The following is a 24781-nucleotide window of genomic DNA, read 5'->3' on the forward strand; positions in this document are numbered from 1 at the left end:
TCATTTCGGGTTGACTGAGACCCATGATAACAACTGACTTGTTTGAATATCAGAAAGGAAAAGTTAATTAAATGTGATAAAAATGCGGCAAAATGACTTAAAAACCCGTACCCAGGCGCAGATAAAATCTGGCCTCACCATCATGACTGTAGCCAGTACCTAAGAACATGACGGTGTCTTGGATGTCAAAAGAGATGCCGGCGGAAAAGCCATAGATCATGTTTTCAATGTTGATGTTTCTTTGCCAAACATTGCCCCAGTGGGTTTTGACCGTCAAATCTGGTATACCAATAATAGGCAAATCAATCGGGGTCAATGGTGTGAACCAGCCCAATTCGAGTAAAAATGCATTCAACCCAAGCAAGGAATGGGTTGGGTAGCCAGCAAAATCATCAACACCTCCATAGGCTTTGAAGTATTCGTTGTTACTGACTAAATCAGTGAAATCAAATTTCAACCTCAGGTGCGCAGCCGATTGATCAAAAAATGGGAAGCGCCTGTAGCCATCAAAACTCACGTATTGAACCCGGTCAAAAATACCCACTTCTGCATTGATGTCATAACCAAAACGAGGCGCGATGGTTTTCTCTAAGGTGTCAAAACCATAGTTAAGCAATAAGCCTGCGGTGCGGTTGATGGCAGTTTCAAAGTCTAAATTGTTAATCACTGGGACCACACTTTCGTCGCGATACCATAAGCCAGCTCGAAATTCACTGTAGATGTTTGGGTTGTAACCTAAGTTAAGGCCAAAGCCAAATTTTTTGTGGTCGTATTCTCCAATGGCGTCAATACCCTGATAAAAACGTCGGGTGTCTTTGACCGTATCGATGTTGGCCGTGGCGAAGAACTTATTCTCAAAGTCCAAAGGTTGGTAGAGTTCTGACTGCCACGACAGCACAGAGCCCACACTGAGGTCGTTGACCCAATGGCCTCCTTTGGTGTTGATGTTGTATCGATGGTGTCTGACCAGCAATGAAATGCGGGTGTTTGAATCAAAGTCATCGGCCACCTTAAGCCCAAATTTTAAATAATCTGGTCCCCATTGTTTTTCTTTGACTTTAAATGCAATGCCTTTGCCTTCTGCATTGGATTCAACGCTGTAGGTAATGACCTGAATGTCTTCTTCAGTCGACACAATTTGATCGACCAAATCTTGTACCAATGCAATGTTAAACTCTTCGCCAATGATTTGATTGGCTCGGGAGGTTAATCTTTCAGTGGCGGTTCTTTGGTTGCCGGAAAAGCTGACGAATCTGATGCGGCTGGGAATGTCTCTGGGTAAAAAGTTGCGGCTTTCGAGGTGTGTGATGTAATCATTTTCTGGCAGGCTCAATGACATCAACTCTTCCGACAATTGATAAGTCGATAAATACCCATCATTGATCATGGCGGCGGCTTCATTGAACATCGAAGCATCGATGCCTTTCAGCGCTGGCTGAATCACAATATCAGCCATCTTCAATGATTGTTTGGTGTTTTGTACCAATGCCACATCGACACTTTGATAAGTCACAGCCACCACCGATGAATTTTCGTCCACTGACGCCAATGGTGATGAAATGTTAACCGCGATGACAATGTCAGCACCCATACTTTTTACCACATCAACGGGTAAATTATTGAGAATACCCCCATCAACCAACATGCGGTCTTGGTGTTTGACCGGGCCAAAAACCAAAGGTACGGCCATTGAGGCACGCATGGCCATGGCCAAGTCACCATGGTCAATGACATAAGGTTCGCCGGCATTTAAGTCAGTGGTCACTGCGCGAAATGGGATTGGAAATTGCGAAAAATCTTGTTCGTTGAATGAACCCACCAAACGTTGTAACTCCAGCATGACTTTGTGGTCACCAACTAAGCCGGTACCGGATTTGGCACCCTCTCTTGATATGCCAATCTCAATATCAGCAAAATAATCTTTTTCTTCTTGTTTTTGCCGGTAATTTTTTAATTTTCGTTTGTTGGCTGGATTCAATGCATTGTTCCAATCAACAGACTTGATGGCCCATTCCAAATCTTCAGGGCTCATGCCTGTGGCATAAAGACCGCCAACAATGCTGCCCATAGAGGTGCCGGCAATGTAGTCAATTGGAATGCGCTTTTCTTCCAAGGCTTTCAAAACCCCGACATGTGTCATACCGCGAGCCCCACCACCTGATAAGGCCAAGCCAATTTTGGGTCTGGGTTTGCAGGCTGCTGCGACTGAAATCACTAAAAGTGAGCAGCCTATTAAACTTTTGATTAAATTGATTTTCATCGTCCCTTTTTTGACTTCAGTGAATTAATTTGGACACACCTTTAAAATTTTAATCAATGTTGCGACATAAAACCATCAATCAAAGCATGAAATGTGAACTATTTCCTTAAAAATAGATGCGAAATTGTAGATTTCGGGCTTGGAAGCAACCAAGCCCCGTTATCATTGAACCATTGTCAGGTGATCAAAATTTATTGAGGCACCTTAGGTGGTAATTCGGTGGTCATGGTTTTTTCAAATGGTCCAGATTGGTCGTATCCGGTTAATTTGATTTCATCACCTATGGTGTGTGAGAGCAGCAATTGTTTGTATTCTTCAAATGAGTCGACTGGTTTGTCATTGAGGTGGGTGATGACATCCATAGACTTCAAATTGGCACGGTGGGCAGGTCCATGCTCTTGCACCCTTGATACCACAATGCCATTTTTCGGTTTGGGAATGTTGTAAATCACATGCGCCGTTTCAGGTACGACATAAATACCCAACCAGCCACGAATCACCCGCCCGTGCTCTATGATGGCATTGATGATTTGAACGGTGGTGTTTGATGGGATGGCAAAATTAATGCCGTCGGCGCCCATTTGGGTGTAACTGGCGGTACTGATTCCAACCACTTGTCCCAGCGGGTTAATCAAAGCACCGCCCGAGTTCCCCAAGTTAATGGCCGCATCGGTTTGAATGAAATTTTCTAAACGACTTTCAGTCAGTCCGCGCCGACCAGTGGCACTGACTATGCCCAATGAGGCACTTTGATTCAACCCAAAAGGATTGCCAACGGCCAACACCACATCACCGGTGTTGACCAGGTCACTGTCAGCAAAATCTGCTGGTACCAGATTTTCACCATCGATTTTAATCACCGCCAAATCAGTCAGAGAATCTTCACCAACAAAACTGGCTTCATAAGCTTCATTGTTCCACAAGTAAACCATCACTCTCGATGCATTTTTAATCACGTGGTTGTTGGTGGCAATGTGTCCATTGGAAGATACGATCACCCCAGCGCCCAAAAAGTTTCGCGTGGTGTAAGGCGCTCTGGGCGATATACTGCTATTTGGTGAGTTGTTGCGTTCTATGCTTTGGGTGTAAATGCTGACTACCGAAGGATTGATCTTGTCGATCGCTGGTGCATATGAAAATGTGGCTGCAGTGGGACTGTTTCTGGCTGGTTTGGTTGATGTGAAAAACATCAGGTATAAGAATCCAATGGCCAAACCAATGACGACATAACGAGCAATAAACATCAAATAATCTTTCATGAACAGGTTCTTACAGCAAAGCCTCTATTGTAGTTAAGTTGGCATTAAATTTCTGTTGTCTTTATTATTTATCAGTCGACTTTGTTTGATTAGATTGGCATGAGAATGGAAAAATCTGTGCAGATGAACCCCTCCTTGGCATCTAGTGGATTTGTATTTAAAGAATAAATTTCAGCTTGGCTATGAAAAAACATTAAAATCTTGTAAAATTGCGCCGGTTTATTAATAGATTTACTTTGTGGGCGATATCTGCTCATGAGATTTTATTCATTAGGGGTTAATTCAATGACTGATAATGTCAATAAGGGTCGTCGCACTTTGTTGCTAAGCACCGGCGCAGTCGGCGTGGTTGGAGCAGGATTTGCAGCCGTACCATTTTTAAAATCTTGGCTGCCATCTGAGCGAGCCAAAGCTGCTGGTGGACCAGTAAAAGCCGATATTTCTAAAGTCGAGCCAGGCCAAATGCTGAATGTATTGTGGCGCGGCCAACCGGTGTTTTTGGTTAACAGAACTGAAAAACAAACGGCTGTGTTGGAATCATTAAATGATAAATTAAAGGATCCAAATTCAGAGTCCAGTGTTCAACCTGAATACATCGACAACATTTACCGTGCCAGAAAAAATAACTTTTTGGTGGTAGTGGGAATTTGTACACATTTGGGTTGTTCGCCTAAATACTACCCAGATTTGGTGCCTCAACAGTTTGACACAGAATGGAAAGGTGGATTTTTCTGTCCTTGTCACAGCTCACGTTTTGATATTTCTGGCCGTGTATTTGATGGATCGCCAGCCAGTCGCAACTTGGACGTACCTCCTTACACATATTTAGATGAAAATACCATTGAAATTGGTAATGACGGGGGGCAAGTATAATGGGTAAAATCGCAAGTTCAAGCCAAAAAAATGGTGCTGGTTTTATGGGTTGGTTGAATGCCAGACTGCCAGTCACTCAATTTTATAAAGACCACCTGTCTGAGTATTACGCACCAAAAAACTTCAACTTCTGGTATTTCTTCGGATCGTTGGCATTATTGGTATTGGTCAATCAAATTTTGACTGGTATTTGGTTAACCATGCACTACAAGCCAGATGCTGCACAGGCTTTCGGCATGGTTGAATACATCATGCGTGATGTGCCTTGGGGATGGTTGATTCGATACCTTCACACCACAGGTGCTTCGGCATTCTTTATCGTTATCTACTTCCACATGTTCCGAGGTTTATTGTATGGCTCATACAAAAAACCGAGAGAATTGGTGTGGATTTTCGGTATGATCATTTACCTTGTCCTGATGGCTGAAGCCTTCTTGGGTTATGTATTACCTTGGGGTAATATGTCATATTGGGGTGCCAAAGTAATCACACAATTGTTTGGTGCAGTGCCATGGATTGGTGACAGCTTGGTTGAATGGGTGCGAGGAGACTACTTGATTTCTGATGCCACATTGAACCGCTTCTTTGCATTACATGTGGTGGCTTTACCTTTGGCCATTGTTGCCTTGGTGGTGCTGCACATTGCTGCTTTGCATACGGTGGGTTCTAACAACCCTGAAGGCGTAGACATCAAAAAACACAAAGATGAAAACGGCAAACCATTAGACGGCATTCCATTCCATCCTTACTACACGGTTAAAGATATTTTCGGTGTAGGTATGTTCTTATTGATATTCTTGTTCATTGTCTTTGTTAAACCAGACATGGGTGGTTTATTCCTGGAGCATGATAATTACGTTCCTGCCAACCCTGCGGTTACGCCAGAACACATCAAACCAGTTTGGTATTTCACACCATTTTATGCCATGTTGCGCGCCGTTCCTGACATGCAGTTGGGTGCGCTGATTATGTTGTTGGCAATTGTTGTGTTGTTCTTCTTACCTTGGTTAGATCGTTCGCCAGTTAAATCAATCCGTTACAGAAGATGGCCTTTCAAAGTGATGTTGAGCTTATTTGCTGTGACATTTGTTATCCTGGGCTGGTTAGGCATGCAAGGAGCCACTGAGCTGTATAAGTTGATGGCCCAAGTGTTGACGGCGTTTTATTTCTTCTACTTTGCTTGGCTGTTCTTTTACAGCAGAAATGAAAAGTATCATGAAGTTCCAGAGAGAATAGAGGACCACTGATGAAAAAGATTGTATTTATATTGATTAGTTTGATGACCACATCTTGGGTTTCGGCCGCAGGTGGTGGTGGCGCAGTGGGTGAAAAAGCCCACACCAACATTCGATCAGTTGATTCTTTGCGAAACGGTGCCAAAACATACATGAATTATTGTATGGGTTGTCACTCAATGGCATACCAACGGTACAACCGAGTCGCAGAAGATTTGGGTTTGACTGAAGATGAGATGATGAATGGTTTGGTTCTGACTGATGCCAAATTCAGTGATAAGATGGTCATCGCCATGACCCCTGAACAAAGTTCAGCTTGGTTCAATAAGGCAGTTGCGCCAGATTTAACGGTGATCGCCAAAGCACGTGGTGTTGATTGGTTGTTTAATTTCTTAATCAACTTTTATGTTGATCCAACCAGGCCCAGCGGCTGGAATAATTTAACTTTTGAAAATGCGGGCATGCCTCACATTTTGTGGGAATTGCAAGGCATCAGAACTGCCAATTTTGAAATGCACACGGATGAAGAAGGCAATGAGCATAAGGAATTCAAAGGTTTTGAAACAGTACAAGCTGGCTTATTGAGCGAAAAAGAATACAAAGATTTGGCACGTGATTTGGTGAACTTTTTAGATTATTCATCTGAACCTGCTCAATTGATTCGAATGGCATATGCCCCATGGGTGTTGTTGTTTGTCTCACTGTTCACATTTTTGGCTTATATGCTGAAGGTTAATTACTTCAGGGACATACATTAAATGGCGAAATTTTGTTCATGTTAACAAAAAGGTCAAAATTTGATAAAATGAAGGGTTTTTGCAGATTCGTATTGCAAAAGCCCTTTTTAACTTTGTAACAAAGGAGAAAAATTAGGTGTCTATTATTGAACGAGGAAGGTCAGTTATAACCATTTACTCAGAAACAGAAGCTTTTGATTCACATCGAATCAGATTTCTTTTGGCAACTAAGAGTATCAATTGCAAAATTATTTCTGTAGACCGGAATGATCCTCCTGAAGACTTATTGGCCAACAACCCAGAGTTAGAAATTCCGACTTTGGTTGATCGAGACATGCATTTGTATGGGGTCAATGTGATCACCGAATATTTGGACGAGCGGTATCCTCATCCACCTTTGATGCCACCTGATCCAATGACCCGTGCCAGACTAAGGTTTACCGTGTACCGTTTGGAAAACGGTTGGTTCCAGTACGTCAATAAGATTGAGAATGCGGTTGGTGAAGCCAAGGTAGCGGCAGTCAAAGCATTGGCGGCCGAGCTGACTGCGGCAGAATCATTGTTCAGTGAGAATCCGTATTTCATGAATTCTGACATGACTTTGGTCGATACCAACTTGGTTCCTTTTTTGTGGCGCTTAGAGCACTATGGTATGGATTGGGAATCACTGCCCAAGTCATTACGTAACTATGCACATCGCATGTTCCAAAGCAAAGGTTTTAAGAAAAGCATCACAGAAGCTGAAAGAGAATATAGATTTGATTTTTGATCCAGACATGACATCAGTAAAACCGTACTTTGTGCAAGCTTTGCATGAATGGATTACGGACAATGGTTTGACACCTTTGGTTGTGGTTGATGCTGCATACCAAGGTGTCCGTGTTCCCGAACATGTGATTGAAGACGGTAAAGTGGTGCTGAATGTTTCTTATGATGCCACACAAAACTTACAAATGGATGATGAGTTGTTGACAGTCAATGCCAGATTTTCTGGCATTTCACATGCCATCATCATTCCTATGGAATCTATTTCAGCGATATATGCCAGGGAAAATGGCAAAGGCATGATGTTTGATGTGGAGCATGAAGACTTGGATGAGGATGAAACCGCTGAGGCCAGTAAAGAACATGATGAAACCGCAGACAGTAAAATCAAAAAGCCACATTTGAAATTGGTGGATTAAAATACCATGCAAACAAAAGAAACTGCCACCGATACTGCCGCTGAACCTGTCAGTGATGTCACTTTAGCCATCAATAATTTTTCCTCCTACTTACCTGAAACTTGGCAACCGTACTGGGAAAAAGTACAAAGCATTCCTTTTTTGGGTTTTATTTTGCTGGTCGTACTTGGTTATTTGGTGGCAAAAATAGGTGTGGTTATTATCAGCAAAAGCCTGAGCCAAATCACCAAAAGAACCCAGAGTCATGTCGATGACCAATTGATCCTAATTCTTAAAAGGCCGTTGTTCTTAACCCTGTTCTTTTTCTTTTTGGGTATGGCCATCAAAACCGTTGGCTTGGCGTCAGGCATAGAAAGTTCTTTGATCAGGATACTGGCTTCCATTCTCGCATTTACCTGGATGATGCGCGGTTTTAAAGTGCTGAACTTATTGTTAGGTACGCTTTCAAAATTCAAGGGCAAGTATGAAATGATACAGCCCAAAACCATCCCGTTGTTTGACTTGATTGGTAAAATCCTGTTGATTGCGATGGGTTCATACGCCTTGTTGATTATTTGGGGCATCAACCCCACGGCCTGGTTGGCCTCAGCAGGTGTGATTGGTATAGCGGTTGGTTTCGCCGCCAAGGACACCTTGGCCAATTTATTTTCTGGTTTTTTCATCATTGCAGACACGCCATACAAAGTAGGTGATTTTGTTAATTTAGATTCAGGCGAACGCGGAATGGTCACTCATGTGGGCATGCGCTCAACCCGCTTATTAACCCGAGACGATGTAGAAATCACCATCCCAAATAATGTCATCGGCAATGCCAAAATCATCAATGAAAGTACCGGCCGTTGGGAAAAAACCCGATTGCGTATCAAAGTGGGTGCAGCTTATGGCACCGATGCCAATCAGGTGTGTCAGGTATTGATGGAAGTTGCCAACAACCATTCAGACGTGGTTAAAGAACCTGAAGCACGTGTCAGATTCAGGGCATTTGGCGCCTCTTCATTGGATTTTGAATTGTTGGTGTGGATTGCACAACCCGTCCTGCGTGGTCGAATCAGTCATGAGCTTCACATGAAGGTGTATGAGGCATTCAATGCAGCAGGTATTGAAATTCCTTATGCCAAACAAGATGTATACATCAAAGAATTCCCAAGTCAACCCAACCCTGAAAAAGCGCATTCTGATTCAGCGGCAGAATGATTGCTGAATGGTGCAGGCCGACATTGATAAATTGATTGAGCAAATGCCTGGCCATGTACTGGCCAAGGACTTCCATCGCTTAAAAAATCTACTCAGCAAAGCCAAAAACAACCCCCAACGACTCAGTCAAGCATTGGATGCCTTAGGCAAATCGCAAAGTGCTTGTCAACTCAGGGCGTCCGCGCTGCCTGAAATTGAACTGGAGGCTGATTTACCAATCAGTCAACAAGCTGAAAAAATTTCAACCACCATTCAGAACAACCAAGTCACCATTATCGCGGGTGAAACTGGTTCGGGTAAAACCACGCAAATTCCTAAAATTTGCCTACAAGCCGGATTGGGACGAACGGGTCAAATTGCCTGTACCCAGCCACGCAGGATTGCAGCCAAATCAGTGGCCCAAAGGGTGGCCGATGAAATCAACAACCCCTTGGGACAAGCCATTGGTTACCAAGTCAGGTTTGATGAAAAATACAGTCAAAATGGCTATGTTAGGTTCATGACGGATGGGATATTGCTGCAGCAAACCTTACGCGATAAATGGCTGACTGACTATGACACCATCATCATAGATGAGGCCCATGAGCGCAGTTTAAACATTGATTTCTTGCTGGGTTTTATCAAACAGCTGATTGCCAAAAGGAAAGACCTTAAGGTGGTGATTACATCAGCCACCATTGATACCGAAAAGTTTTCCAAGCACTTTGATGGTGCTCCCATCATCAATGTAAGTGGCCGTTCATTTCCAGTCACCGCACATTATCGACCTTTGGATGAACACAACCTAGAATTGAATCAGGGGATCATCCGTGCCATCGATGAAATTTATGCGCACAGTGGCGTTGGTGATGTCTTGGTTTTTTTACCTGGCGAACGGGAAATCAATGAAGCGGCCGATCAATTGAAACGCAAACATTTACCGAACACGGAAATCCTCAAATTATATGCTCGATTGACAGCCGCAGATCAAATGAAAATCTTTAAACCTGGCGATAAACGCCGGGTGATATTGACCACCAATGTGGCAGAAACGTCATTGACGGTGCCACGCATTCATTATGTGATTGATTCTGGTTTGGCCAGAATCAGTCGCTATTCATCACGCAGTAAAATTCAAGGCTTACAGATAGAAGACATTGCTCAAGACAGTGCCAATCAACGCATGGGTCGTTGTGGACGGATTGCCGATGGTCATTGTTACCGCTTATACAGTGAACAGGATTTTGACAGCCGACCCGAGCATACCGACGCCGAAATCATGCGAACATCATTGGCTTCGGTGATTTTACAAACCCATGTACTGAGCTTGGGTCATTTAACCGATTTCCCATTCATTGACCAGCCAGATTATAAAATGGTCAACGATGGTTATCAGTTATTGATTGAGTTACAAGCTTTGGATGAGGGGCAACAATTGACTCAAATCGGCCGGATGATGGCTCACTTGCCAATCGATGTGCAGTTGGGACGGATATTGATCATGGCCAATGATTTAGGCTGTCTCAAAGACATCTTGGTGATCGTCTCGGGTTTGTCGCTACAAGACCCCAGAGAGAGGCCTTTGGAGTGGTCACAGGCCGCCGACAAAGCCCATCAAAAATACATTCATGAGAAATCAGATTTCATGTCATTGTTGAACCTGTGGCAACAACTGAATAAAAAAAGAAACCAACTGAAAAACAAAGGATTCAAGCAATGGTGTCGCGAAAATTTTATTTCCATCAAAAGATACATGGAATGGAAGGATGTTAACCGCCAGTTGACCTCATTGGTCAGCCAACAAAAAATGCGCATCACCGATTCAATCTCAGATCCTGAAGCCAATTACCAACAGCTTCACAAAGCTTTGTTATCGGGTTTTATTTCACACATAGGCATGCACCAATCTGATCGTGAATACCTGGGTACACGGAATAAAAAGTTCATGATCTTTCCAGGCTCTGGACTGTATGGTCGCGCGCCCAAATGGATATTGGCCGGTCAAATTGTGCACACCAGTCAAGTGTTTGCTCGCATGGTGGCAGAACTGCAAGCCGAATGGATCAATGAGATGGGACAGCACCTCATCAAAAAAACCCATTATGATCCTTTTTGGTCAAAGAAAAAAGGCACGGTGATGGGCTACCAACGCAGTGTGTTGTTGGGCATGATTTTAAATGAAAAACAAGCCTTCCATTATGGTCCTAAAGACCCAGCTGGATCACGCAAACTGTTCATCAGTCAGGGATTGGTTGAACAACAGATGCATACCCGATTAGGGTTTTATCACCACAATGCCAAATTGATTGCATCCATACAAGCCGAAGAAGACCGACACAGAAAAAAAGATTTATTGATAGACCCGAATAAGCTGTATGACTTGTACGATGCGGTGATTCCAGCCAATATCTATTCTGAACCCCAATTAAAAAAATGGGTAGAAAAGCATGGTGATGAAAAATTACGGTTCAGTGACGAGGATTTATACCTGCGCAAAACTCCAGTCGATCGCGCTAAGCTGTTTCCTGAAACCATCACCATCAGAAAGCTGACATTAAATTTAAGCTATGAATTCCAGCCGGGTACCGATGCCGATGGGGTGACAGCGCACATTGCATTGCCATGGTTGAATGCATTGAATGCCAACGACTTTGAATATTTGGTTCCAGGTTTGTTACCTGAAAAAATTGAAATGTTGATCAAAGGCTTGGCGAAAAACATCCGTCGTGGTTTGTTTCCAATTAAGGAGTATGCTGAAATCATCAGTGATGAGCTGGATCATGCACAAGCGTTTTATCCACAACTGGTCAAGCGGGTGTTTAAGAAAAACGGACTACAGACCCAAGTTGAAGATTGGCAATCGACAGAATTGGCCGATCATTTGAAGTTTCGTTTTGTGGTTTATGACAACAACAAACAAGTGTTGAAAAGTGGTCGCGACTTCAATGCCTTGTTGGATGATTTCAGTCAACAAGCCAATCGCAGTTTTCAAAAAACGGCATCAAAATCCAATAAAATCAATGGTGCCACCGATTGGGTTTTTGGGGAGTTGAACCAACAAGTCCAATTAGACAATGGATTACTGGCTTTTCAAGCGGTGGTTGATCAAGAAAATGCAGTCGGCTTGCGGCTGTTTGAAAACCAACATCAAGCAGAATTGAAACACATACAAGGCATCAAAAGATTGCTCAAAATCAAATACCCGAAAATCATTAAACAAGCACAAAAAGTCAACATCAGCCTCAAAGCTGAAATGGCTTGGAATGCCTTGGAAAGTGGCCTGAAACTTAATGATGAATTGATTGACGCCTTGTTAGAAAAACAAATCGCAGCTCACCCATGGGTGGGCATGCAAAAAGAATTTGATCAACTGGCAGATCAATTGAGCCGAAAACTGTACAAAGAAACTTATGACTGGGCCCAAAAGTTGGCACCAGTGATCGAACAGTGGTATACCTTATGGCAACAAGTTGAAGCCAAATATGATTTGTTGACTGAAGCCAGTTATGAAGACATGCAATACCAGCTGGACTATTTAATCTATGCCGATTGTCTACATCACATTCGCTTGACTGACCTGGAACACTACCATCGATTTTTAAAAGGTTTATCAATGCGCTTGGAAAGTGCACTGCATTCTCCACCCAAAGAAGCTGAAAAACTCAAAGAATTGAATGCAGTGAGTCAGCCGTTTTATCAACATTGTGACCTCGTGGATGAATTCACCGAAGCGCACCAAGATTTTCTGATGTTGCTGGAAGAATTGCGTGTTTCCCTGTTTGCTCAGAGCTTGGGTACCAAACAAAAGGTCTCTGTGAAAAGGCTTAAACAAGCATTCAAAGAACTGTAAATCAGGGCCATCGGTAAGGCAATCCTGGTTGGCAATAATAAAATGCCAGCCAAAGGTTTTTAGACATTTGAACCGCAAAAAATTTCATGCAGTGCCTTGATCAGCGCATCCACTTCTTCAGCCGTGTTGTAATGTGCCAGGCTGATTCTGACCACGCCTTGTTTATCGCGCAAGCCTAAATGATCAATCAATTTCACGGCATAAAAGTCACCGAAGCGAATACCAATGTGGTGTTGATCTACATGTTCAACGATGGCATCTGAAGCCAGTGATTCATGGACCATTGATAAAGTGGCAACGCGTTGATTGACCGCACTGTTGTTGATGCCGACAATGCGAATTTCTGGCACGGTGGCTAAGTAGTCTAATAACTTTTGTAACAAAGTGGCTTCATGCAAAGCAATCCAGTCATAGGCTTTGCTTAAATCAGCGCGATTCACCGCCACCGAATGCCCAGCACCTAATTCACACAAATACTTTACCACCCCACCCATGGCATAACACAGCTCATAATTGACATTGCCGGGTTGGAATTTATAGGGTGTGGTTTGAATAAAAGCGTGATTGAAACCAGGTAACGCATCCAATATTTTTAACTTGCCGTACATCACCCCTTGGTGTGGACCGAAGGTTTTGTAGGTGCTGAAAAAATAGAAATCCACATCCCAAGCTTGCACATCAATCAGGCGATGCGGCGCATAGGCCACCCCATCAACGCATGCCATGGCACCGTGGTCGTGTATCAATTGGGTCCATTCGGTAATTGGATTGATTGTTCCGAGGATATTCGACACATGGGTAAAACAAACCAGTTGGGTTCTTTCTGTCATCAATGCCAACAGATCATCGCTGTGAAGTTCAAATGTATCTGGCCTGATTTTCCAGGTCTTGATAACGATGCCTTGTTGTTGCAAATCTACCCAGGCCGCTCGATTGGCTTCATGATCCACATCGGTGATGATCACCTCATCACCGGCTTGCCAGCCTTTGGCCAAACACAGACTCAAAATACGAATCAAAGACGTACTGCTGGCACCCACAATCACTTCTTCCGTCCGCTTGGCATTGACATAGGTTTGGATCGCCAAGGTGGCCTGTTCCAGTTGTTTCGTGGCGGCAGCTGACGTTGCATAACTGGCACCCAGTTGCACATCGTATTCAGTCAAGTATTTAACAATCGCCTCGATTGCATGCCGCACTGTTTGTGAACCACCGGCATTGTCCATAAAAACCATAGCTTGGTCTTTTTGAAAAACCGGAAATTGTGATCTGACCCAATCAATGTCCATGTTGTAATCCACAAAAAGCATACATTCTAATTGGCTTGTTCGGTTGGGGCAAATGTAACTGAGTTAAAATAGCAGACTGGCATGTGGCTCTGGCCATAGATTATAATGTTTTGCTATGTTAATAATCTCCAATACTGTGCAAATAGCGGATTCGGAAATCGAGCTGACAGCCATCAGAGCCCAAGGTCCGGGTGGTCAGAATGTCAATAAAGTATCCAGTGCGATTCACTTGCGTTTTGATATTGAGCATTCAAGCTTGCCGGAATTTTATAAAGAACAGCTGTTAAAGTTATCCGATCAGCGCATCAGCAAAGAGGGTGTTATTATTATCAAAGCCCAGCAATTCAGAACCCAAGAAAAAAATAAAGCAGATGCCTTGGATCGGTTGAAACAGCTCATTCTCTCAGCGGTTGTTCAACCAAAGAAACGCAAAGCCACACGCCCAAGCAAAGCATCGAAAAAAAAGCGTTTGGACGCAAAAACACGCAGGGGTCATACTAAAAACCTGCGAAAGCCTGTTGCCAGTGATGATTGAAACACATACTTTGCTTGTAATCATCGCAGCTGAATACGACTTCTGAACTGCAGAAACAAACACTTGAAATTCAAATGAGTGTTCATTTGTGTCCCAATAGATTGCTATTTTTGTGACGAAGCCCCGCAAAAACATCGATCAGTGTTGCTAATATATTCAGCATAACAACAAAAAATAAATGAGGGCACACACATGAAAAAGTCAAATGAATTTCCATCTAGCAGCGGTCATTCTGATCGATGCATCCATGATGATGAGCCGTTGGCAGGGGTTGAATTGGATAAAATCAGGGTCCTCGCAGACAAGGAAAGTGCCCTTGATCATCATGAAATCCGTGAATTGACCAAAATCATATTGAAAATTGATCCAGTCAAAGTGGACGAATCATTACAAGCCAAATTCAATTCAATCATGCACAAAGTCAGGGCTCAATTTGCCCAACAAATGATCTGAGTGATCAGCTTAAGGGGTTTGTTTTTATCCACTCGCCTTGCTGAACCCATGTAAATAACCGAAACAATGGTCGATTAAAATGATGTTAATTCGGTATGATTGTGGTTTAAAGGAATGGTATGTAAATGAAAAAAGTACATCAATTGGGTTTTATTGTGGTTTGCATGGTGTTTTGTACTGTGGCTCATGCCCAAGAAACGTTGACTGATCACACTTATAAACTGAGTGAAGGGGCTGAACCTGGAATGGGGGCACTGTCGGATGTTTCGTGGTTGGTGGGATCGTGGCAAGGCACCGCCTTTGGCAGTCAATTTGAAGAGGTGTGGAACCCAGCTTCTGCCGGCTCCATGGTCGGCATGTTTAAATTGTTTGATGAAGAAAAAGGTGTTAACTTTTATGAGCTGATGCTACTGAGAGAACAGCAGGGCAGTTTGGAGTTGTTGGTTAAACATTTTTCTGCAGACTTTATTGCATGGGAAGACAAAGCAGATTTTATTACATTTAAACTGGTCAGGATTGAGGAAAAAGCAGTGCACTTTTCAGGCTTGAGTTTTTATCAGAAAAGCCCAGATAAAATTGAAGGCTATATTGTGATGAAACACAAAGATGGCAGCAGAACAGAGCATTTAATCTCGTATAAGAGGACCATGGATTGATGGCATTCATAGACTGAAAATACCATGAACTGAATCTTTAAGCATTGCAAATGTAAATCAAAAAGCGTTTACCTGAGTACAATATTTATTTGCTTTGCCTTGCCTTTACGGACCGAGGGTGTTCGATCAAATAAAGCCATAGACAATGCGCTGCCACAAGTTATTTTCGGTTCAGCCCCAAGTCTTATGTTTATCTTTGGGCCATTGCTTTTATGCAAGTCATTTTAAACAACTGACCTTCCATTCTTTTTTAAACTTCTTGGTTGCGTCTTACATCAGGTGCCATTTTTTACGAGCTTGAACAGCATTGGCGTGTTGTGTATTTTGATGTTAATGATCTGATTGCCATTGGTTTAGGTGTTGTATTGATGCTTGGTGTTCATAAAATCGATTATTTCAAAGAAAATCAATATTGATTCAAAGTACCCATCTTGATTAAATTTGTTGATTTGGGTATAACAGGTTTAACGAATTTTTAAGAGGCCGACATGAACGAAACTGCAACACCTGAAGCACCAGTCAAACTAAGCTGGGTGCAACGATTTCTGAATACCATTGAAAGGGTGGGAAATAAACTACCCGACCCGGCCATCATTTTTCTTTTTGCATTGCTGATTATTTGGGTGTTTTCATGGTTGTTGTCTGGGGTTGAATTCAGTGCCTTGGATCCACGCACATCTGCGCCGATTATAATCAACAACCTGTTGACGGGTGATGCGCTGGCTAACTTTTTATCAACCATGGTCACAACGTTCACTGGCTTTGCGCCTTTGGGTGTGGTTTTGGTAGCGATGATGGGTGTAGGCGTGGCAGAACATTCCGGTTTTATCAACACGGGAATCAAACTGATGTTGCGTCGCACGCCGGCATTCTTATTGACACCAACCATTATCTTGGTAGCCATTGTCAGCCACACGGCGACCGATGCGGGATACGTCTTGGTCATTCCTCTGGCTGGGGTGATTTATTATGCCATGGGGAGACATCCGTTGGCTGGGATTGCTGCTGCTTTTGCTGGAGTCAGTGGCGGCTTTAGTGCCAACTTTGTGCCATCTGGAATTGATCCTTTGTTACAAAGTTTCACCCAAAGTGCGGCTCAAATCATTCAACCTTCAATGGCAGTTAATCCGCTGAATAATTGGTTTTTTACTTCTGCATCCAGCTTGTTCATTATATTGATTGGCTGGTACATCACTGACAAAATTATTGAGCCTCGTCTACAGAAAACGGACATAGATGGAGATACGGATGATTTACCTCGGTTAGATGAAATTTCACGTACCGAACGAAGATCATTCTATATAGCCTCTACTGTGATGTTGTTGGGTATTGCCGCATTGATCTGGGCTGCTTGGTCAGATGATTCTCCGCTGCGACATGAAGGTCAGTTGGCGGTGTTTCAAGCACCTATGATGCAATCAATTGTGCCTTTGATCTTCTTGCTGTTCTGGATTCCAGGTGCGGTGTATGGTTTTGTCTCAGGCACATTTAAATCCACTAAGGATATGATCGATGCGATGACCAAGGCGATGAATGGCATGTCTTATTATTTGGTGATGGTGTTTTTCTGTGCCTTATTTGTTGCTGCATTTGCAAAATCTAACCTGGGTGCTTTGATGGCGATTGAAGGCGCTCAGTTGCTGAAAAATATGGCCTTACCGAGTGGAGTCACCATAGTTGGGATTATCTTTTTAACCGCTTTTGTTAATCTATTTGTTGGGTCGGCTTCAGGAAAATGGGCATTACTCGCACCTATTTTCGTTCCTATGTTGATGCAATTGGGCATTTCACCTGATTTAACTCAAGCAGCTTATCGGGTGGGTGACTCCAGTTCAAACATCATTACCCCTTTGATGCCTTATTTCCCATTGGTGGTGGTCTATTGTCAGAAATATGTTAAGGACACAGGCGTTGGGACCTTGATTGCTTTGATGATTCCATTTTCTGTGGCATTCTTGATTGGTTGGACGATTTTCTTACTGGCCTATTGGAGCTTTGGTATTCCATTGGGTCTACAAGCCAGCTATATTTATCCAGCAGGTTGATTGTCAGTATTTAACTGGGGCCGTCTTTAGTGGACCAGCCCCAGTTTGCTGTCTTGATGGTATCTTCAATTCAATGAACAACAATCGATTTAATTAAAATCAAATTTAATTCATAATTTGCTCAAGATAAACACCTAAGTCATTAATCAAGTCATCATCTGGCTGTGTCTGGTTTTTAATTTCTTGCCGTATCTGCGTATAACTTGTTTTGGCTTCAACCCACTTATTACGTTCACTTTCATCGGGTGTGATTTTTGTAAAAACAATTTCTGCTAATTGCAGAAATTGAGTGTGCGCAAAAAACCAATTTGGATTGGTAATGGGTTGAAGGCTATTGAAAATTTTGATGGCTTCATCATTCCGTTCCAGTTGATGACTGGATAAGGCCAATGCCGTGCCTGCAATCAAAAGGACCTGTGTATCCACCTCAGTCGATTCAAAAACCCGTTTAGCTTCTGTATAGGCGGTGATGTTGTCTTGTCGGTAATAACTGTTCAAGGCCAACAAGGCAGTGACTTCCAATTGTTCCTTGGTGGTTAAATCAACAGCCTGTAATTTCTTTAATAATTCATTCGCCTGGTCGTAATCGCCAAGCGTGATATTGACTTTGGCTAAATTGATTTCAGCCAAAACCAGCAGACTTTCTTGATTAAATTGCGCCTGAATTTCAATGGCTGATTGTAAATGAACTTGTGCCAATTCATGGTGACCCAGTTCCTGTAATAGGTTGTAAAAGGCACTGTACCCTTGTTGAAAATTATTGGTGTCTTGTTGTTCAAGGACAAACTTCAATGCTTGTTGCGCAAACTTCATGGCTTTGACAAAATCAGCTTGTTCCATATAAATTTGTGACAATGCGCCATAGGCATAAGCGGCATAGTCACCATCAGGTATTTCTAAGGCCAAGCGCAAGGCTTGCTCTAATGCTTGAACGTGTTTATTGTCCTGATGGGTTTGTTGGTAAGAATAGGCTAAATTACCCCAAGCCCGCATTTGGTTGTAAGCATCTTTGTTTATTTTGGCCTGGTTTAAAATATTTTCCAACAACACAATTGATTCGGTAAATTGGTACACAGACTGATGATAACGAGCCCGTGAAATGGCGGTTGAGGTGATGCCTGTCTGGTCATTCATAGCACGGTAGTGGAATTCAGCCTGGTCTAAAAAATATTGTAATGATTCTTTATCAGAACGATATATATACATTTTTGATAACAGCAAATAAGTATCGGCCAAAACAGGTACAGATGCCCCTTTGTCATAGGCATCAATACCAGCCATTAAATGCGCAATGCTGCGATCATAATCGCCAGATTTGTAACGTTCTAAGCCATGTAAATAGGCCAGTTTCAACTGGTCTGAAGGATGTGAATGGTGGTCTATTGTTAACCCTTCAAACACCAAATTTTGCGGTTGAGGATTGGATTCGATGGCAGCAAGCTGCCGCTTGAATACTTCATCCGTGACCTGTGCTTGTGGCTCCTTGATCAATGCAATCATTAAAGCGACAGACAAACAAAGCACCAACACTCCAATCACATGGGGTTTGAATGATTGCTGTGAAACCGCAGTAACCGGGGCTTGTAGTTGGTAGCCTTTGCCATATACATTGGTAATCACATCTTCGTTCAAGCCAGTTGAACGCAATGCTTTTCTGGTTTCTTGAATCACTTTAAACAATGAATCATCACTGACTATCACGTTTTCCCACAATGTTTTCAGTAAAAAGTCTTTGCTTAAAATTTGATTTTCAGAGGTTAAAAATAACAACAAACATTGATGCCCCCTGGGTGACAATTGAATCACTTTATCGGCCACCAGAATCTGCTGGTTTTTAACTTCAAATTGAACGTGATTAAGGCTGTAGATCATGAATATAAAATGCGGTTCAGATACAAAAATTGATTGTAAAGTCACAAATTTGACTGCAACAACCCCTCAAGGATAACAATATTATAAATGAAATAAGTCCATTGAATTACACAATTTATGCCATTGATCGGCGGATTAATTTTGTTAAACAGTTCACACATTTTTTTAATTCAGAAAGGATTCAGATTCTTTTCAGGCTGTTTCAGGCTTCATTTTGTAAAACCAAGTATTTATCCAAGAGGCGAACCATGAAAAAATTACTGATCTTATTTTTAATGATGACATTAAACACTTCACAGGCATTCGTAACAGTCGGCTTAGGACCTGATTGTGATTACGATAATTTATTTCCAGCATACAATGACAACGACCCTGAAGTCAGAGTGACTTCTGAACAACTGCATATCAATGATTTCACCATTGATAAGATTAAAGTGTTCAAAGGTGGCTATGACAATTGTTTGGCGGCTCAAGCCGACATAGCAGGCATCAATAAATCTCGCTGGAGTGGCCTTAATTCCAACAACAGAACTGTGGTTAAGGTGGCAGCCAATGAAATCATCACCATGACCGTAATCATCGAAGATTTTGAAATCTTTGATGGCCGCAACAACACCGCCAGCGGTGCAGGTGGAATCAAAGTATCAGGTAATACGAATTTAATTTTAAGAAATTCCGTGGTCTATGACAACGAAGGCAGTGAAGGGGCAGGGGTTCATGTGAGCGGAGAAGATGCGCGTTTTAGCATGGAAAATTCAATCATCAGAAATAACTTGGCGATTGGTTATGGTGGTGGGGTTTTTTGTACTTCCGGGGCTACAGTGAATATCGATGCTGACAGTGCCATTCATGACAACACGGCTGACTTCAATGGGGGCGGTATTTTTGCACATGATGAATGCCAAATAAGTAACCACAGTGGTCGCGACCATACCCAGCAAAATCCATCAGGTATCTATCAGAACGCAGCGAACAAAGGTGGCGGTATTTATTTACAAAGCGGCTCTCAACTGGACAATGAGGGCAGTGCAACGCATGCCGCCAGAATCACCCACAATATTTCCAGTGCCAATGATGGCTTAAATGGTGGCGGTATCTTTCTGACTGGAGTGGGTACCCGTGCGACCTTGCTTAATACCCTCATTGATGCCAATGAAGGTGCCTCCCTCGGCGCTGCCTTGGTGGTGACTGATTCGGCACAACTGACCATGCATCAGGTCAGCCAAGCTTGTCAATATGCTGCTTCCGATGCCTGTTCATCGATCAAAGGTAATTACTTCATCACCACGGTGGGCGAGGGTGCAGCTGGCTATATTGGAGCAAGTGCCACAGCACATATTGCGCAAACTGAAATTGCTTTCAATCAATCCAATCACGTCAGTGGCTTTTTGGTGCGTGATGGTGCGCATTTGTATTTAGAAGGCAACCTGTTCAGAGACAACATCGGTGTCAACCAAAACTTCAGCGATCAATTGTTCAAAATTGATGGCGCTGTGAATCAAGGCGCACGATTGGATTTTATCTACAATACAGCGGTCAGAAATGGGCCCAACCATATATTTACTGCCGATAATACAGCCAGCATACAAACCTTGAATGTGTTTAATTCAATTATATGGGACCAAGGCAATGTGTTTAATTTCAGTGGCAACGGCTTGACACAAATTGATTGTACTGTGGTGCATGAAAACCAAAGTTTAAGTGGTAATGTGGGTGCGGTATTAACCAACGATCCCTTGTTCAACAATGTCAGCGAAGGTGATTTCCAACTGACCCTGGCCTCGGACCCGATTGATTTTTGTGACAACAATTTATTTCCCAATCAACACAAGGACCTCAACAACCAAAATCGCGGCGTAGACACCAGTTCGGTGAACAATGCATTTGGCCCCTATGATGCCGGTGCTTATGAATTTGATGGCGATTTGATTTTCAGCCATGGATTTGATTGAAGCATGGCTTAATTTGACCTCATGATTCTGACTTAAGCCACCCAGTTAAAGGGTGGCTTTTTACTCACAGCCATGGATCAATTGATATCCAGTTGGTCTGGTTGGTTGTGCAAAATAAATCGTTGTATAATGATTTTATGGATATTCAACATGCATTAAAAAGCCTCGAAGCACTGGGTGATGAAAAGGTGCGAGAGCAGAATCGCAAAAAGGGTGCGGGCACGCTGCAATATGGGGTCAGGTTAGGTGACATCAGAAAGTTGGCCAAACAAATCAAAACCAATCATGAATTGGCCACAGCACTTTGGCAAACGGAAAATACAGATGCACAATTGTTGGCTATTTTATTGTTTAAGCCCAAGGTGCTTGCCACCGCGACATTGGATCAAATGGTTCGTTCGACGACCTTTGATCAAGTGGCTGATTGGCTCAGCGCCTACATCATCAAAAAACACCCTGACAAAGAAACCCTCCGGCAACAGTGGATGGCAGATAAACATCCCATGGCTGCTCGAGCCGGCTGGAGTTTAACTTATGAAAGGGTTGAAAAAGCCCCTGAAGGTTTGGACATAAGGGCATTACTGAATCGGATTGAAGCAGAGATGTCACAAGCACAACCAGCGGTACAGTGGACCATGAATTTTGTATTGGCCGGTATTGGGATAAACTTCCCGGAATTTCGTGATCGAGCTTTGCAAATTGGTGAAGATTTGGGTGTCTATCGAGATTACCCAGTTTCCAAGGGTTGTACTTCACCCTTTGCACCGGCCTGGATCAATGAAATGGTCAGCAGGCAACAGCAATAATTCAACAACTCAACAGGGTGTTGTGAAATGTACACAGCCCTCAATCGACTGCCACAATTCATCAGTTCATTGTCACATGGGTGCCTGAATTTTTGTATAAGCTATCAATCATTCCATCAAGAGCGGTGTGTCAATTCATCATGAGCGTCAAAAACTTCCTTCATGAGTTGTGGTTGTTTGGTATCAAGCAGGCTTATGCCAGTTTGTTTGGTGGATTTCTCTTGTCAGTGATGATCATTACCAAGTATTGGTACCCACTGGAAAGTTTACACCGATATGATTTCATTTTTTTGGCGGCCATTGCCTTTCAAATCTTGTTACTAATGACTCGCTTGGAAACCATCAGAGAATCGGTGGTGATTGTGGTGTTTCATGCAGTGGCTACCCTCATGGAACTGTTTAAAACTTCGGATGCCATTGGTTCTTGGTCTTACCCTGAAGCCAGTTTTTTCTGTCTTGGAAATGTGCCCTTATTCACCGGCTTCATGTACAGTGCTGTGGGAAGTTATATAACGCGAGCCTGGCGAATTTTTGAGTTCCGATATGATCATTATCCGAACAAAAGTTACACCCTTGTATTGGTGTTGTTGATCTATGTTAATTTCTTTACTCACCACTATGTTCCAGACATTCGCTGGTTGTTGTTAGCCATGACATTTTTCATGTTCCATAAAACAACAATATATTTCAAAATCATCATCAGCCATCGACACATGCCTTTGTTATTGGGTTGGATGTTGGTGGCATTGTTTATTTGGTTGGCCGAGAACATTGGCACTTTCACAAATATTTGGATTTACCCAAATCAAACTATGCAGTGGCAGATGGTTTCTTGGTCGAAACTGGTTTCCTGGTTTTTATTGATTCAACTGAGCTTTGTGTTGGTCACACTGATCAATCGACTGGAGTTTAACCATGACTGAAGCCACAGCAGGTAGACAAGCTTATTGGTCGTCAACCTCTGGTTTTGGTCTGGCCATGAAAGTTGCAATCGAATTGGCCACAGCCCGGGCGTGACTCATGTGTAAATGATGATCACCATCGAGTTTGTTGAATTGTGCCGGATTCAATGTTTTGATGCGGTCTTCCACCATGGGGTATTGCAGTGCATATGTTCTCGGTTCAGCAATGATCAATTGAGTAGGGACTTGAGTTGCGGCTAAATATTCTTGTATTTGTTCCTCGGACATCCTGAAAAAACTGCGTAACCTGAGGCGTTTATCGGTTCGCCAATGAAATCCTTTCTTGGTTTGACACAAACCCCTTTCTACCAGGGGACGGATGATTTCAGCATCCATTGGTGTGGCTTCTTGCCGTGCTTTGATGGCCAGCGCTACATTGGGATAAAACCGCTTATGCTCCAGGCTGTGATTGCGCCATAATTTCAACGCTTCACGAAGTGAACTGACGGCTTTGCCAGGAATATAAGGCGGTACAGGACCTAAGTTTTCAATTAAAATCAAGCGATCAATTTGCTCTGGATAAGCAGCAGCATACATCACAGCTATGGCAGCCCCCATGGAATGGCACAATAAGGTTATGGGTTTTTCCATTTGGTCAATCACTGCTTGAATATCAATGACATAATCAATGAAGCCATAGTTATGTCCTGGTGCCCGGTGGTCAGAAAGTCCATGACCAGGAAAATCAATGGCAGTGATTTCCATGCCTTGCTCGGCCAAGATCGGTGCCAAATGCCAAAAACTGGCGGCATTGTCCAACCAACCATGTAAGGCCAGGGTCTTGTGTTTATTACCAGTTCCCCATTGCAGCGCTGCTATGTTGCCATATCGGGTTTCAAAAACAAGTTCTTTGGGTTGTTTGTTAAGCATTGGATCAATCAGTCTCAGCGCCAGTTAATGAAAATCAAAACAGCCAAAATGATCCGGTAATGCATGAACCAAATGAAGTTTATTTTTTCGATGTATTGCATGAACCAATGGATGCATAACCAAGCAGCCAAAAAGCCCAGCCCAGCAATGGTAAAAATACCAGCCAGGTCATAGGCCTGTGGCTGTTGCATTAATTTAAGTCCACCATAGGCAGTCGTCATCAATATGGCTGGTATCGCCAATAAGAATGAAAATTTTGCGGCATGGGTCTTGCTTAATCCCAAAGCCATCGCTGCGGTCATGGTCACCCCAGATCTTGAAGCGCCAGGTATCAAGGCCAAGCATTGTGCCATACCAATCAACAATGATTTTTTCAAGTCAAGACTTTGCTGTTGAGCTGATTTTTGCGCCAGCCACAACAACACCCCAAAAAATACCGATGCCCCGGCTATCACCCAAACTGACCTGAGGTTTTCTTCAATAAAGCCTGCCAACAAAAAGCCCACCAATGCGATGGGTAAACTGGCAATCAGCAGCTGATTGAACAACGGCCAATTTTTACCACTCAAAAGTTCCATGATGTGCTGTCGGTAATAAAGCATCACCGCCAACAATGAACCAAAATGAGCGGCAATGTCCATCACCAAGCCTTGGTCTTGCCAACCGGCAAATTTTGATGCCAAGATCAAATGTGCAGACGATGAAATGGGCAGAAATTCAGTCAAGCCTTGAACCAAAGCCAACACCACCCATTGCAAAAAATCAGACAT

The 24781-nt window shown here is 43.0% G+C and carries 20 protein-coding genes; 14 read left to right on the forward strand and 6 right to left on the reverse strand.

Features of this window, described 5'->3' with window-relative positions; all coding sequences use genetic code 11:
• Positions 1-97: 97 nt before the first annotated feature.
• On the reverse strand, positions 98-2260 hold the full coding sequence (locus CCS90_RS04435; protein ID WP_099018278.1) for a patatin-like phospholipase family protein: 2163 nt from the start codon (positions 2258-2260) through the stop codon (positions 98-100).
• A gap of 191 nt (positions 2261-2451) precedes the next feature.
• Positions 2452-3519, reverse strand: coding sequence for a S1C family serine protease (locus CCS90_RS04440; RefSeq protein WP_099018279.1), 1068 nt, complete (start codon positions 3517-3519; stop codon positions 2452-2454).
• A 285-nt stretch (positions 3520-3804) separates the two neighbouring features.
• Here CCS90_RS04440 and petA point away from each other — a divergent pair, with 285 nt between their 5' ends.
• The 7 genes from petA (at position 3805) to hrpA (ending at position 12571) form a co-directional block, all read left to right on the forward strand.
• Entirely contained in the window at positions 3805-4392 is a 588-nt protein-coding gene (gene petA / locus CCS90_RS04445) for a ubiquinol-cytochrome c reductase iron-sulfur subunit (protein ID WP_099018280.1), read from the forward strand.
• 8 nt (positions 4393-4400) lie between these two features.
• A complete protein-coding gene (locus CCS90_RS04450) occupies positions 4401-5639 on the forward strand; it encodes a cytochrome b (RefSeq protein WP_442757006.1) in 1239 nt (412 codons plus the stop codon).
• Complete coding sequence (locus CCS90_RS04455; protein WP_099018282.1) at positions 5639-6385, forward strand: cytochrome c1; 747 nt, start codon at positions 5639-5641, stop codon at positions 6383-6385. Before CCS90_RS04450 ends, CCS90_RS04455 begins: the two co-directional genes overlap by 1 nt.
• Before the next feature lie 115 nt (positions 6386-6500).
• A complete protein-coding gene (locus CCS90_RS04460) occupies positions 6501-7133 on the forward strand; it encodes a glutathione S-transferase N-terminal domain-containing protein (protein ID WP_099018283.1) in 633 nt (210 codons plus the stop codon).
• Between the two features lie 7 nt (positions 7134-7140).
• Positions 7141-7548: a ClpXP protease specificity-enhancing factor gene (locus CCS90_RS04465; RefSeq protein ID WP_162846807.1), complete on the forward strand. Its 408-nt coding sequence runs from the start codon at positions 7141-7143 to the stop codon at positions 7546-7548.
• Positions 7549-7554: 6 nt separating this feature from the next.
• Entirely contained in the window at positions 7555-8742 is a 1188-nt protein-coding gene (locus CCS90_RS04470; RefSeq protein WP_099018285.1) for a mechanosensitive ion channel family protein, read from the forward strand.
• A gap of 7 nt (positions 8743-8749) precedes the next feature.
• A complete protein-coding gene (hrpA, locus tag CCS90_RS04475) occupies positions 8750-12571 on the forward strand; it encodes an ATP-dependent RNA helicase HrpA (RefSeq protein WP_099018286.1) in 3822 nt (1273 codons plus the stop codon).
• 59 nt (positions 12572-12630) lie between these two features.
• Here the strand turns inward: hrpA and CCS90_RS04480 are convergent, their stop codons facing one another.
• Entirely contained in the window at positions 12631-13860 is a 1230-nt protein-coding gene (locus tag CCS90_RS04480) for a cysteine desulfurase-like protein (protein WP_099018287.1), read from the reverse strand.
• Between the two features lie 115 nt (positions 13861-13975).
• Between CCS90_RS04480 and arfB the strand changes: the two genes are divergently transcribed.
• From arfB to CCS90_RS04500, 4 genes are all read left to right on the forward strand, one after another.
• Positions 13976-14395: an alternative ribosome rescue aminoacyl-tRNA hydrolase ArfB gene (gene arfB / locus CCS90_RS04485; RefSeq protein ID WP_099018288.1), complete on the forward strand. Its 420-nt coding sequence runs from the start codon at positions 13976-13978 to the stop codon at positions 14393-14395.
• A 192-nt stretch (positions 14396-14587) separates the two neighbouring features.
• Complete coding sequence (locus tag CCS90_RS04490) at positions 14588-14848, forward strand: hypothetical protein (RefSeq protein ID WP_099018289.1); 261 nt, start codon at positions 14588-14590, stop codon at positions 14846-14848.
• 125 nt (positions 14849-14973) lie between these two features.
• Entirely contained in the window at positions 14974-15504 is a 531-nt protein-coding gene (locus tag CCS90_RS04495; RefSeq protein ID WP_099018290.1) for a DUF6265 family protein, read from the forward strand.
• 488 nt (positions 15505-15992) lie between these two features.
• Positions 15993-17549: an AbgT family transporter gene (locus CCS90_RS04500; protein ID WP_099018291.1), complete on the forward strand. Its 1557-nt coding sequence runs from the start codon at positions 15993-15995 to the stop codon at positions 17547-17549.
• Between the two features lie 105 nt (positions 17550-17654).
• Here the strand turns inward: CCS90_RS04500 and CCS90_RS04505 are convergent, their stop codons facing one another.
• Entirely contained in the window at positions 17655-19466 is a 1812-nt protein-coding gene (locus CCS90_RS04505) for a winged helix-turn-helix domain-containing protein (protein WP_211337030.1), read from the reverse strand.
• 203 nt (positions 19467-19669) lie between these two features.
• Between CCS90_RS04505 and CCS90_RS04510 the strand changes: the two genes are divergently transcribed.
• The 3 genes from CCS90_RS04510 (at position 19670) to CCS90_RS04520 (ending at position 23102) form a co-directional block, all read left to right on the forward strand.
• Positions 19670-21373 carry a right-handed parallel beta-helix repeat-containing protein gene (locus CCS90_RS04510; RefSeq protein WP_133566476.1) on the forward strand — a complete coding sequence of 568 codons (1704 nt, stop codon included), beginning with the start codon at positions 19670-19672 and terminating at the stop codon, positions 21371-21373.
• Positions 21374-21510: 137 nt separating this feature from the next.
• A complete protein-coding gene (locus tag CCS90_RS04515; protein ID WP_099018294.1) occupies positions 21511-22179 on the forward strand; it encodes a DNA alkylation repair protein in 669 nt (222 codons plus the stop codon).
• A gap of 140 nt (positions 22180-22319) precedes the next feature.
• On the forward strand, positions 22320-23102 hold the full coding sequence (locus CCS90_RS04520) for a DUF817 domain-containing protein (protein ID WP_099018295.1): 783 nt from the start codon (positions 22320-22322) through the stop codon (positions 23100-23102).
• Between the two features lie 21 nt (positions 23103-23123).
• Here the strand turns inward: CCS90_RS04520 and CCS90_RS04525 are convergent, their stop codons facing one another.
• Both CCS90_RS04525 and CCS90_RS04530 read right to left on the reverse strand, forming a co-directional pair.
• Positions 23124-24011: an alpha/beta fold hydrolase gene (locus CCS90_RS04525; RefSeq protein ID WP_099018296.1), complete on the reverse strand. Its 888-nt coding sequence runs from the start codon at positions 24009-24011 to the stop codon at positions 23124-23126.
• A gap of 14 nt (positions 24012-24025) precedes the next feature.
• The gene (locus CCS90_RS04530) at positions 24026-24781 is read right to left on the reverse strand and encodes an undecaprenyl-diphosphate phosphatase (protein WP_099018297.1); all 756 of its coding nucleotides are present in this window, start codon (positions 24779-24781) and stop codon (positions 24026-24028) included.

Origin of the sequence: Marinicella litoralis (assembly GCF_002591915.1) — a bacterium.
In the GTDB taxonomy this organism is placed as follows: Bacteria; Pseudomonadota; Gammaproteobacteria; order Xanthomonadales; family Marinicellaceae; genus Marinicella; species Marinicella litoralis.